The following is a 12,352-nucleotide window of genomic DNA, read 5'->3' on the forward strand; positions in this document are numbered from 1 at the left end:
CTGCGGGGTTTATCCCGGCCCGCTTGCCGCGCCTCACGGGGCCGCTAGAGCAGAGCCAAAGCAGGTCCAAAAGCAGGTCCAGAACCGTGAACATTGGTTTTATTGATGGATCGCCTTAAACCTTACTGCCCATTGCCGCATCCCAATGTCTATGCTGACCGCTGCCATGAGCGAATCGATGACCGACACGACCACCGCCGAGGTGGCCGCCGCTACCGATGCCGCGCTGGCGCGTTCGGCCGCTGCAGGCGATGCCTGCGCTTTCGAGTCGATCTACCGCCGTCATGCCGGACGCGTGCACGGCGTCATCGTCAGGCTGGTGGGTGTGCAAGGGGTGCGCGCGGAAGACCTGACCCAGGAAGCCTTCGTCCGCGCCTGGCAGGCGCTGCCGAAGTTCCGTTTCGAAAGCGCCGTCTCCACCTGGCTGCATCGGCTGGCGGTCACCACCGCGCTGATGGAGCTGCGCAGCCGCCGCGGCGGTCCGCGCTTCGACGAAGACGAAGACGCGCTCGATGGCCTGGGCATGGCGGATTCCGCAGGCAACGGCACCGCGCTTTCGATGGATTTAGAACGCGCCGTCGCCACGCTGCCGCCGCGCGCTCGCGCGGTGCTGGTATTGCACGACGTGGAAGGTTGGAAACACGAAGAAATCGCCAATGAACTGGGTATGGCGGTTGGCAGTTCGAAGGCGCAGTTGCACCGCGCGCGGCAGTTGCTGCGCGGACGTTTAGGAGGTGAGGTATGAACGCACAAGAGGAAGAGACCCTGCGTTGGCAGCTGCGAGGGCTGCGTCGCGATGTGGAACCGCAGGCTGATCTGTGGCCGGGCATCGCCGCGCGTATAGCGGCGATGCCGCAGGAAGCGGCCGTGCCGGTCAAATCGCGCGCGCGGCGGTTCGCCCCTTGGGCCATGGCGGCCTCGGTGCTGCTTGCCGTCGGCGTGGTCTGGCAGATGATGCCCGCCGCACCGCAGCAGGCGCCCGCCGGCAATCCCTTGATCCGTCAGCAAGCAGTCGCCATGGCGCTGGATTACGAACGCGCTTTCGCCCACTTGCAGCAAGGCGATATCCAACCTGAGATGCACGGCGCGTTCGGCGAACTCGATCGCAGCGCGGCGCAGATACTCGCTGCCATCGACCGAGACCCCAACGCCTCGTTCCTGCTCGAACAACTTCGCCGCACCTACGCACGACGCTTGCAATTGACGCAGCGCGCGATCATGACCTGAGGAGATTCCCATGCGCCACACAACCCCTGTCGCTTCATTGTTCTTCCTTCCGCTGCTGGCGCTTTCTGCGGCAGCCGGCGCCGCCACACCCATCGATCAGACCCGCCCGCTGGATGCGCAGGGTCGTGTCGACATCGAAAACATCAAGGGGCGCATCCAGGTGCGCGCCTGGGACCGTAACGAAGTGAAGATTTCCGGCACCCTCGGCGATGGCGTGGAAAAGCTGGTGGTAGAGGGCGATTCCGAGCATCTGGTGGTGAAAGTGCAATATCCCAGCAATGGCGGCTGGGGCGGCAACAAGTCCGGGCCTACCGACTTGCAGCTGATGGTTCCGGTACGCGCGGAACTGGACATTGACGCGGTCTCCGCGGATGTGGATGTGTCCGGCGTCGCCTCTTCCAAGCTGTCCATCGAAAACGTCAGCGGAGACGTGATGCTTGCGGCAGCGCCCCGGGAGGTCGATGTGGAAAGCGTCAGCGGCGACCTGCGGTTGACCGTCAACAGCGCTGATGTCCGGGCGCAAACCGTAAGCGGTGGAATCATCCTACGTGGCCGAATGAACGGCGAGATCAGGACCGAAACCGTGTCGGGCGACATCGATGTGGCCGTCAACGGCGAGCGCGTCCGCGAGCTTTCTTCCAGCACCGTCAGTGGAAACGCCGAGGTCCGTACGGGGCTGGCGTCCAAGGGCGAGATCAGAATGGAAAGCGTCAGCGGCAGCCTGAGGTTGACGCTACCCAAGAACCTTTCCGCGCAAGTCAGCGGAGAAAGTTTCAGCGGCGATCTCAAGGCGCCAGGTGCGAGGATCGAGAGACCGGAACATGGTCCTGGTTCAAGCTTCAGTACGCGTTACGGCGCGGGCGAAGGCGAGATCCACCTCGAGACGTTCTCGGGCAATGCGGAACTCAGGCTGGAATGACTTCTTAGAGTCCGGGCGCCACTGTCGCACTCAAATGGAGCCCGGAACGGACTGCAATCGGCCATCGCGCCATTCGGTCGTGCGCACGGTGTAACCCTGCTCTTCCAGATAACGCAGGATCGAGCGCACAGTGACGATCGGATAGTCGCCTGATAGGCGGGTGCCGACGGAGTGGTCGGTAAAGAGGGTGTTGGCGCCGAACAGTCCGCCTAACACGCGCTTTGTGTAGGCGATATGGATAGTATCGGGCCTGAAGCCATCACGTTGCGCCCACACGTATGCGGCGCGACGATCTTGCAGTTCCGGCGTCGAAGCGGTCGCCGCCAGCGTTTCCAACACCCAGGCGGTGGAGTTCTGGTACTCGCCGCTGCCGGGACGCGCGATCAGGTTGTAGGCCTGTTCGTGCAAAGCATTCTGCGGAAGTCCGCGCAGGTGATCGGACAGACGCTGCGCCAGCGCCGGTTGCAGCCAGACGATGCGGGCGTCCTGATTCACCAGGTCGTCGGAAAAGAAGTTCACCAGCCCCTGCGCATGCAGGGCCGAACGTGCGGTGCCGCATTCGTTGAGCAGGTGCAACACCGTCCAGCGACCATCGTCGTGGTCGCGCAGCGCGAAGCCGACATGGCTGTAAACCAGACCTTGCTTGGAAAGATCGGTGCCCACGCGCGCGACCAGCGCAACGGGCGCATCGGCCTCTTCCAGCGCCGCCACCACCCGCATCGCGGTGGCGGTGGCGTCGGCGAGCTTTTGCGGCGTGGCCGGCTGGATTTCGCATTGCGTCCCGGCATGAGCGGCCAGTGGCCACGCCAGGCAGAGCGCCAGCAACCAGGCAGCAGGCCTCATGGGCTGATCCGCCGGCTATGGATGTGGGCGCGCGCGCTCGGTTCGGGGATGAAAGCGATCGCTGTGCTGCCCACCATCAGCAGCAAGCCCCCCGAAACCACCAGCGCCGTGCCCACGCTGGTTTTGGGCGAGCCGGAAAGCAGGTTGTAATCGGGTTCGACCAGGCCGGCCAGCAGGATGGAACCGAATGCCGGCGCGACCGAAATCGTCAGGACCGTGCCGCGCGCGCTGGCCTGCACGGCGATCACGGTGAAATGGGCGCCAGCCTTCAGCGCATCGTAAACGGCGACCGGGACTTGCACCGAAGCGTCCAGGCTGGCGGCCGAGGCATCGCTGACATGGTTGGATTGCGCGCTAACTGGGCCGTGGAAACCGGTCGTCAACACGCCCAATACCAGGACCGGAAAAGTGAGGCGGCGATGCAGCATGATCAAACTCCGGGTTCGGTTCGACTGCAGCTTGCGCACCCTTCGCCGCAACTCAACATCTTTCTACCAGGTGGCCAGATGTTGTGGGTTGGGTATACGATTCCTAGACCTATGGCGCTCTCCATCGAACTCGTCGATTCCCTGAAACGCTGCCTGCGCGCGCAAGGCCTGACCTATCGCGACCTGGCGGCCCGATTGAAGCTGAGCGAGGCGGCGATCAAACGCATGTTCTCGCAACGCGCCATGAGCCTGCAGCGGCTGGAGCAGATCTGCGATGCGCTGGATGTGGGTCTGGCCGAACTCAGCGCCGAATCCGCGCGCGGCCGCCCGGCCATGGCCAACCTCAGCGAATCGCAGGAGCAGGCGCTGGTGAGCGAGCCTGCGCTCTTGCTCGCGCTGTTCCTGACCATCAACCGCTGGCGTCAGGAAGACGTGCTGGCCCAGTTCGACTTCAACATCGCCCAGTGGACGGCGCTGCTGGTGAAGCTGGATCGCCTGGGCATCATCGAACTGATGCCGGGCAACCGCGGACGCCCGCTCACCGCGCGCAATTTCCGCTGGCGCGCCAATGGGCCGATGGAACGCTATTTCCGCCTGAACTTGCTCGGCGATTTCTTCGCCGATCCGTTCGATGGCGAACAAGATGCGCTATTGCTACTTAGCGGCAGCCTGAGCATCGAAGGGGTCAAGCAACTCCGCTTGCGCTTGGAGGAACTGGCGCGCGAGTTCGATGCGCTGCTGGCCCGCGACGCGACCTTGAGCGCGCAGGAACGGGTCGGCGTCAGTCTGGTGCTGGCGCAGAAACCATGGCTGCTGCAGTTGTTCCAGCCCTATCGGCGCGCGCAGAACGGCTGATAACGTTTTCATGAATTCCCGTAAATAAACTCCCATAAAACAGGGTCTGCACTGCAGCAAGACCCCGCCTGCCAGCGCGAGTACCATTTAGTTGCATTCGTAACGATATGGTTGGCCTGGGAGGGCGCGCATGAACGCAGCGATTTCGTACTTCGACGAAAAGCATCCGGTCGCTAGCCGACTCGAGAGTTTGAACCGCTGGGTCGCCGAGACTGCGGCGCTGACCCAGCCGGATTCGATCCACTGGTGCGATGGAAGCGAGGAAGAGAACGCCGCGCTGCTGCGACTGATGCAGGACGACGGCACGCTGCTGCCGCTCAATCCCGACACCCATCCCGACAGCTGGCTGTACCGCTCCGACCCCAGCGATGTCGCGCGGGTGGAGCACCTCACCTTCGTCTGCAGCCGCGACCGCGACGACGCCGGTCCCAACAACCACTGGATGTCGCCGGCCGAGGGCCATCGGCGGATGGATGCCTTGTTCGCCGGCTGCATGCGCGGCCGCACGCTCTATGTCATTCCCTACTGCATGGGGCCGATCGATTCCCCGCTGGCGCGATGCGGCGTCGAGATCACCGATTCGCCTTACGTGGTCGCCAACATGCGCCTGATGACGCGCATGGGCGCATCGGCGCTGGCGCGTATCGAAAAGGAAGGAGTGTTCGTCAAAGGCCTGCATTCCACCGGCGAGCTGGACCCGGATCGCCGTTTCATCATGCATTTCCCGGAAGAGCTCAGCATCAAGAGTTACGGCTCCGGCTATGGAGGCAATGCCTTGCTGGGCAAGAAATGCCACGCTTTGCGCATCGCTTCCTGGCAGGCGCGGCAGGAAGGCTGGCTGGCCGAACACATGCTCATCGTCGGCATAGAAAATCCGCGCGGCGAGATCCACTACATCGCTGCGGCCTTCCCGTCGGCCTGCGGCAAGACCAACCTGGCCATGCTGATCCCGCCGGAAAGCTACCGCCAAGCCGGATGGAAGGTGTGGACGGTGGGCGACGATATCTGCTGGATGCGTCCTGGTGAGGACGGCCGCCTGTACGCCATCAATCCGGAAGCTGGGTTCTTCGGTGTTGCGCCGGGCACTTCGGAGAAGTCCAATCCCAATGCGCTGGCCACCATCGGGCACGACACGATCTTCACCAATGTCGCCGTGACCGCCGACAACCAGCCCTGGTGGGAAGGTCTGGAGGCAGGGCAGCCGTCGAAGGACTGGCAGGGCCGCGATTTTGATCCGGCCAACGGTCCGGCTGCGCATCCCAACTCGCGCTTCACGGTTTCGGCCCGGCAGTGCCCGAGCTACTCGGCGCGCGCCGAAGATCCGCAAGGCGTTCCGATCTCCGCCATCGTCTTCGGCGGCCGTCGCGCTTCGCTGGTGCCGCTGGTGTTCGAAGCCCGCGACTGGACCCACGGCGTGCTGGTCGGCGCCAGCATGGGTTCCGAAACCACCGCCGCCGCTACCGGCGATGTCGGCGTGATGCGTCGCGACCCGATGGCCATGAAGCCGTTCTGCGGCTACAACTTCGCCGACTACTTCGCCCACTGGCTGTCGTTCGATCGGCCCGGCGCGAAATTGCCGAAGGTCTTTCACGTCAACTGGTTCCGCAAGGGCGAGGACGGCCGCTTTCTGTGGCCCGGTTTCGGCGAGAACCTGCGGGTACTGGAATGGATGATCGAAAGGGTAGAGGGCAGGGCAGGAGCGGTAGAGCTTCCGGTCGGGCTCCTGCCGGAAAACGGCGAACTTCGCCTGCAAGGCCTGGACCTTGCGGACGGGTCGGCGGAAGCGCTTTTCGACTTCGATCTTGCGGGCTGGAAGGCCGAGTTCGAACAGGTCGGGGCCTATTTGCAGGAATATGGTTCGCGCATGCCGCCTATCCTGCTTTCCGAAGCGAACGAGATCCTCAAAACACTGAGATAAAACAATCCGTTCTTGAGCTCTCCAATTGACTAGGACGTTTAGCTGGGATCGGGTCTGAGCAGTTCGCCCGATGCGGGCAGCGGACGACGGCGAATGTCCGTGTGTCGAACAAGGTTTGATGGCGTGATACTTTTGGTCGCTGCCAGGCGATTGCTCGGTCTGGCCAGACCAGAGCGTCAGGAAGCGACGAGAAGTTTCCCCGTTATTTCCCACGGCGTAATCCATGGTTCCAATCACTGACGTCGATATTGACCGTAACGGTGTTCCGCCGGCACTTCGCGCCGTCTACGAACAGGCACGAGGTCACGCGGCGCAGGGAAATTGGCATCGCGCCGCGGAAGCGGTCGCGTTGCTGCGGAGTGACGTCACGGATTCGGTTCCCATTGCGACGCTCGTTTCGACGATCCTGCTACAGCGAGGGCAGTACAGAGACGCACATGCAGCCCTTCTGGAAGCGGCCAGGCCGCCGATCGACTCGCCAGAACTTCTGCTCCAGGTCGTGCGCGGACTGAAACGATTCGAGGAGCCTGAGCTACTGAAGAAACTGGTGGAAGGAAGCGACTGGCGAAAGACGCGATCGCTTCCTCATCTTGCCGAGCTCGCGCAACATCTGGGGATGTCCGGTCTTTACGAGTTGGCTGAGGACTGCCTTTCGCAGGCGCTGGAGATTGCTCCCGACTATGCCGATGCCCATTATCTGCGTGGTCTGTTCGAGATGTTCAGCGGCCATAAAAAGGAATCCACGACGTCGATCCGGCGCGCCTTGGAAGCCAATCCCGGGATGGCCAACGCGCATTGGCTGCTTTCGATGCAGGAGAGCGAACAATCGGCCCGCTCGCATGTCGACGAGATTCGGCGCGTCCTTCCCGCAGCAGCTCCAGGCTCCGAAGCTCGGGCCTATTTCGACTACTCCCTGCACCATAGCCTGCATGCGATGGGCCGTTACGAAGAGGCTTGGCAAGCCTTGGAGCGCGGCCATGCGACCATGCGGCGTCTGGCGGGTTACCGGCCCGGCGAACAGCATGCGCTGGTGGAGTCGCTCGAGCGCATGGCTCTGCCGTCGTATGAACCTTCTCCCATGCCGGAGAGTGGCGGCGGTACCGGATTGATCTTCATAGTGGGCATGTTCCGCTCGGGAACGACGCTGATCGAGCGCGTTTTGGCCGGGCATCCGGACGTGACCGATGGAGGCGAGACCTACCAGCTGAGCGCATGCCTGCGACAAGCCGCCGATCACGATACGTTCGATGCGGTCGACGGAAGCGTGGTATCGCGCGCGGCTACGATCGATTTCGACGCGGTTCGGCAGCGCATGCATGCCTACGCGCACTGGCGTGCGCAGGGGCGTCGCTGGCTGACGGAAAAGCTGCCCTCCAACTTCCTCAATGTGGGGTTCATCCTGCATGCTTTCCCCGAAGCGCGCATCGTGCACATGAGGCGCGATCCGGTCGAAACCTGTTTTTCGAACCTTCGTACGATTTTCCGTGGCGCGGCGCCCTACGCGTGCGATCAGCGTGCGCTGGCGGACTATTTTCTGCTTTACCGAAGATTGATGGCGCATTGGAACACGGTTGCGCCCGGCCGTATCCTGGAAATCGACTACGCGGAATTCGTAGGTAACCCAACAATCCAGGCACGCCGCTTACTCGAGTATTGCGATCTCGAATTCTTGCCGAGCGTGCTCGATCTGGATAGGCAAGGAGGGGCCAGTGCAACAGCCAGCGCCGCTCACGTGCGCAACGGGATACTGAAGGACAGACACACGCAGTGGGTACCCTACGAGCGGCACCTGCGGCCGATGCTCGAGATATTGAGTTCGCTGCCTGCGAACGGCGCGAATCCGTACTAGCTGTAAATCCCGCCTTCCGGTGCGCGGTGCATTTATGAAGCAGCGACGGATCGGACTTAAGCGATATCGCTGCTGGCTGCTACGTATTTGCCGGCAGGCTGAGTGTCTTTCGAATCGCTCAACGATGGACGGAGAGGCATGAAACGTGCCTAGAGCCGTACGCTTGGTATCGCGCCTTCCTCGCCCATTTCTCCGCATCGCTCATTCGCAGTTCCTTGCAACGTTCTAGTTTTAGTCGATTCCATCCGTCACAAAAAACTACGGCCCCTTTCGGGGCCGTAGAAATCTAACAAGTGAACTTACGTTCGATCAGAACCGCTGCTGATACTTCACGTAGATGAAACGACCGATGTCAAAGCCACCGTAGTACGCAAAGTTGCTGCTCGGTGCGGTGAACATGATCGGACCCAGGTGGTTCGTGAGGTTGTTCACGCCGATCGAAGCAGTGGCATTCCACGGCAACTTGACCGAACCCTGCAGATCGTGGAACGTGTTGCTGCCGGTGTGGTTAAGCGGATTGGCCTCGCCGTATACATCGATATGATCGACATCGTTGCAGGGACGGGTGGGAACGCCAGCGGCATTGGTAACGCAGTTTTCCTTCATGCCCGAGTAGTAACGAGCCATGTAGTGGAGCGAGTAGTCGCCCTTCTCCCAACCCACGCCCAGGTTCGAACGCACACGGAACACGCCAGGGGTGCCGACATAACCGACGACCAGGGTATCCGGGGCCTCGTCAGCCTTCTGGTCGTAGGAGCTGACATAGGAGGTCTGCCAATCGACCGTGAACTGGCCGACCGCGAATTCAGGCAGACGATAGTTCACGCCGAAATCGTAACCTTCGGTTTCAATCGAACCCACATTGTTCAGGCCAGCGAACAGACCCGTAACCACATGGGTAGTGGGATCGCGGGTGACAGAAGCGCAACGTGATTCAGCGCCGCCAACGTAGCAGTCGTACAGGATGCTGGTGGCGCTGTCGGCGACAATTGCCGCGTCAATGGTGACTTTGTACCAATCCAAGGACACGGTCAGGCCTTCCACCCACTTCGGACTCCACACAACACCCGCAGTCTTCGACTTGGCCTGTTCCGCAGTCAGCTCAGGATTGGAGCCGCTGATGAAAGGCGTGTTCGTCTGGCAGGGTGACACGGTGCATGGAACTCCGCCCTGGCCGAGCTGAACATATGTGGCAGGCACGCCATCGGCTGTGCAACGCGGATTGCCCGCGCCCGGCTGACCGCCTGCGCAAGGATCGACGTAGAACGCGAAATCCTGACCGGAGCCGCCATACAGATCGGCGATCGACGGCGCACGGAAGCCTTCGGCATACGTGGCGCGAACCAGAAGCCCATCGATCGGACGCCAGCGCACCTGGAACTTGTTGTTGGTGGTGTCGCCAAAGTTCGAGTAATCCGAATATCGGCTAGCAACGTTAAGCGCGAGCTCCTTCGCGAACGGCACATCCGTCAGCAAAGGAATGTCGAGTTCGACATACGCTTCATCCAGGTCGTAGCTGCCTTGGGTGATCTGCGCGGCCAATCCCGTGCTCTGGCCGGCCTGATTGACAGCATCGGGCACGAAGCGGCCGCGTTCGTTGCGGTGTTCCACACCGAAAGCCATGCCCACGTCACCTGCGGGCAGTGTGAAGAGCGTTCCGGCAAGGTTAGCAGTGTAGTCGGTGGTCTTGGTCTTGCCGACGTCGTGGTATTCCGGGAACAGGAACGTCTGCAAATCTGCATTGCCCAACGATCCATCGCCCGCCTGACCATACGGAAGGAAGGGATTGAACGGAATGCACTGGCCACCGCCGAAACTGGTGCCATAGTCGATCGGAGCCGCGGCGGTGCCGCACTCGACTCGGCCAGTAGCGGCGTTCAGGTAAGACGGACCCAGGGCAGCTTGCAATGCAGGCAGATAGGCGTCGCCATGACCATATTTGTTGAGGGTGTTTTCGTTGGAAAGGAAGCCGACGTCCCAGTTCCACTGGTGCTCGCCGATATCGAACGAACCTTCAAGACCCAAGGTCACGCGCAGAGTATCGAGCTCGCTACGCGTGGTGCGCGGCACTTCCCAGAAGCGACGGAACCAGTACTGGTCCGCGCCCGGAGCCGGATTGAAATAGCTGTCGGCCGAAAGCATCCCGAAACCGTAGTTGCCCGGATAGCCTGCGATCTGCTGGTCGGTAGCGCGCTTGTTATAGCCGAGATCGGAGGTGAAACGTATCTTGTCAGTAATGTCGTAAGTGCCGCTGACGAACAGAGACTTACGTTCCAAACCCGTCTGCAGGAACATTACTTCGTTGGGGTTGGAGCGTTCGGCGGGAGTGATGTCGTGGTAGTTGTTCGGATCGGTCGGATCGCTGCCACGGTCCAGGGTGCAGAGTCCCGACGGGCAGTTGCCGCCAATCCACACGCCATTCTGAGAAATCAGGCTCCAACCCGAGAACGGGAAGTTCTTGCCGGCATTGCCGTACTTGCTGAAACTGCGATTGCCGGCCAACACGGGATCTTCTTTCGAATACTCCGCACTTAAGGTCAGGCTGCCGCGATCGGTGCGGGTGCCGATGGTGAAGTCGAAGGATTGCTTGCCTTCGCCCTCATCGAACGCGCCGTAGTACGCATTGGCTTCCGCGCCTTCGAAATCACGGCGGGTAATGACGTTGACTACGCCGGCGATCGCGTCGGAACCGTACAGCGACGATGCGCCGTCTTTCAACACGTCGATACGCTCGATGGCGGAGACAGGAATCTGGCCGAGATCCTGCAGGCCGGAAGTGCTGACGCCAAGGCGCTTGCCATTGAGCAGGATCAGCGTGCGCTGGGCACCCAGATTGCGCAGGTCGATGTAATAGCCACCCACATCCTCGCCCGAAGCCAGTGCTTGGGCGCGGCTGATCGCCGGAGAACCGGAAGAGGTGAGGTTCTGCAGGATGTCCGCAACGGACGCGAAGCCCTGATTCTCGATCATTTCACGGCTGATTACGGTAACCGGCTGTTCGTTTTCGATATCGGCGCGCGGAATGCGGCTACCGGTCACCTCGATCCTGTCGAGGGTCTTGGCTTCGTCCGTAGTCTCCTGCGCGACCGCGATTCCCGTACCCGCGACAGAGGCGGCGCCCATGACGAGCGCGTAAGAAACCGCGTCGCGGAGCTTGTTGGTCTTAAATTTCATTTCTCTCTCTCTCCAAGTGAGTCTTGAGGGTTGCTCATGAGTAACCCCCACGGCGGCGCCAAATAATGGTGCAAACGCCAATCGTGGCAGGGTTAACGGGATAGTAACCTGCTTATACAAAGAATTAAAGTGTCGTTAATCGCAGGACAAATTATGCGTGACACTGATCCCTATTCATCTTCAATTCGTATTCCTGAATTTCGTGGAAAACGCATAAAAAAGCCCGCAGTGGCGGGCTTTTGGAAGAACTGAAGCGCTTGGAGTGCCGGACGGCAAAACCTCACAAATCCTGTTCATACCTTACGTAGGGCACCGTGCCCTCGTCGCTGCTTTCGTCGCTTGGCGAGAAGGGGTTCTTGCCGCGGGTAATGACGTTCTCCGCGCCGACGGTCAACTGGCCGCTCCACGGGGTACGCCAGGTCAAACCCAGGCCCAGGCCTTCCCATTTACCCGGCTGGCCGGGAACGTCGACCACGCGGCCGACGATGTTGGCGCTGAAGGCACCGTAGCCACCGCCGACACTGAGACTCTTGGTGTTCCAGCGATCAGCCATGGCGGGAACATCTGCAATTGGCACTAGGCGTGCGCGGGCTACCGCGCCGCCGATCCGCACGTAACCTTCACGGCCGATGTTCTTCTGGCCGAATACGGCCAGATCGTTCTGTTCGACGCGCGCGCCAGCATTGGAGGACAGCCAAGCGGGGAGGGTGTCGCGGCCGCTGCCGGCGGACAGTCCCAGCTTGCCGCCGGGCCGAGTCAGGGAGGCGCCGGCGCTGACCCGCTGGCTGCCGCCGTCGTTGCTGTCGGTAATGAGTTCGGCGACGGCGCAATTGCTGATCAGGCTGCCGATGCTGCTGGCGCTCTGGCGGTTGCAGACCAAGCCAAGCGAGTCGCCGGCTTCGAGGCCAAACGCCGCTCCTAGAGTATTGCTGCCCAGACGCCAGCTAGCGCCCGCGGAGGCTTCGCCGGTCGGTTCCAGCAAGAGTACGGCTTCGACCTTGCCGCTGGTGTTGTTCCATACCGGAAGGACCGTGGGATCGCGCTTTGAGGCTTGCGGCTTCTTGGATTGCGCGTGCGCGCCAGTTGCCACGCCAAAGGCGAGCAGCAGGGCAAACGGCAGGTGCAGAAGACGCAGGTTC

At 61.6% G+C, this 12,352-nt stretch carries 10 protein-coding genes; 6 read left to right on the top strand and 4 right to left on the bottom strand.

The features are described from left to right. Positions 1-178 precede the first annotated feature (178 nt). Genes J2W94_RS00740 through J2W94_RS00750 form a run of 3 tightly spaced genes read left to right on the top strand, consistent with a single transcriptional unit; the run spans position 179 to position 2,146 of the window. Positions 179-745, top strand: a complete 567-nt coding sequence (locus tag J2W94_RS00740) for an RNA polymerase sigma factor (RefSeq protein WP_310091518.1) — start codon at positions 179-181, stop codon at positions 743-745. Next, positions 742-1,227 carry an anti-sigma factor gene (locus J2W94_RS00745; RefSeq protein WP_310089692.1) on the top strand — a complete coding sequence of 162 codons (486 nt, stop codon included), beginning with the start codon at positions 742-744 and terminating at the stop codon, positions 1,225-1,227. Before J2W94_RS00740 ends, J2W94_RS00745 begins: the two co-directional genes overlap by 4 nt. Before the next feature lie 10 nt (positions 1,228-1,237). Then, positions 1,238-2,146 carry a DUF4097 family beta strand repeat-containing protein gene (locus tag J2W94_RS00750; RefSeq protein ID WP_310089693.1) on the top strand — a complete coding sequence of 303 codons (909 nt, stop codon included), beginning with the start codon at positions 1,238-1,240 and terminating at the stop codon, positions 2,144-2,146. A gap of 30 nt (positions 2,147-2,176) precedes the next feature. On the opposite strand, the gene J2W94_RS00755 is transcribed toward J2W94_RS00750, so the two are convergent. Both J2W94_RS00755 and J2W94_RS00760 read right to left on the bottom strand, forming a co-directional pair. Further along, positions 2,177-2,989 carry a DUF2145 domain-containing protein gene (locus J2W94_RS00755; RefSeq protein ID WP_310089694.1) on the bottom strand — a complete coding sequence of 271 codons (813 nt, stop codon included), beginning with the start codon at positions 2,987-2,989 and terminating at the stop codon, positions 2,177-2,179. Then, positions 2,986-3,417, bottom strand: coding sequence for a hypothetical protein (locus J2W94_RS00760; RefSeq protein WP_310089695.1), 432 nt, complete (start codon positions 3,415-3,417; stop codon positions 2,986-2,988). Before J2W94_RS00760 ends, J2W94_RS00755 begins: the two co-directional genes overlap by 4 nt. Before the next feature lie 111 nt (positions 3,418-3,528). Here J2W94_RS00760 and J2W94_RS00765 point away from each other — a divergent pair, with 111 nt between their 5' ends. The 3 genes from J2W94_RS00765 to J2W94_RS00775 all read left to right on the top strand — a co-directional run bounded on the left by J2W94_RS00765 (position 3,529) and on the right by J2W94_RS00775 (position 8,039). After that, on the top strand, positions 3,529-4,272 hold the full coding sequence (locus J2W94_RS00765) for a helix-turn-helix domain-containing protein (protein ID WP_310089696.1): 744 nt from the start codon (positions 3,529-3,531) through the stop codon (positions 4,270-4,272). Positions 4,273-4,402: 130 nt separating this feature from the next. Beyond that, entirely contained in the window at positions 4,403-6,190 is a 1,788-nt protein-coding gene (locus J2W94_RS00770; RefSeq protein ID WP_310089698.1) for a phosphoenolpyruvate carboxykinase (GTP), read from the top strand. 223 nt (positions 6,191-6,413) lie between these two features. Further along, positions 6,414-8,039 (top strand): tetratricopeptide repeat-containing sulfotransferase family protein, encoded by a 1,626-nt coding sequence (locus J2W94_RS00775; RefSeq protein ID WP_310089699.1) that lies wholly within the window; start codon positions 6,414-6,416, stop codon positions 8,037-8,039. 309 nt (positions 8,040-8,348) lie between these two features. On the opposite strand, the gene J2W94_RS00780 is transcribed toward J2W94_RS00775, so the two are convergent. Both J2W94_RS00780 and J2W94_RS00785 read right to left on the bottom strand, forming a co-directional pair. Then, positions 8,349-11,213 (bottom strand): TonB-dependent receptor plug domain-containing protein, encoded by a 2,865-nt coding sequence (locus J2W94_RS00780; protein ID WP_430540553.1) that lies wholly within the window; start codon positions 11,211-11,213, stop codon positions 8,349-8,351. A 280-nt stretch (positions 11,214-11,493) separates the two neighbouring features. Further along, on the bottom strand, positions 11,494-12,318 hold the full coding sequence (locus J2W94_RS00785; RefSeq protein WP_310091521.1) for a hypothetical protein: 825 nt from the start codon (positions 12,316-12,318) through the stop codon (positions 11,494-11,496). Positions 12,319-12,352: the final 34 nt, after the last annotated feature.

This window comes from Pseudoxanthomonas sacheonensis (genome assembly GCF_031455975.1).
Classification (GTDB): domain Bacteria; phylum Pseudomonadota; class Gammaproteobacteria; order Xanthomonadales; family Xanthomonadaceae; genus Pseudoxanthomonas_A; species Pseudoxanthomonas_A sacheonensis_A.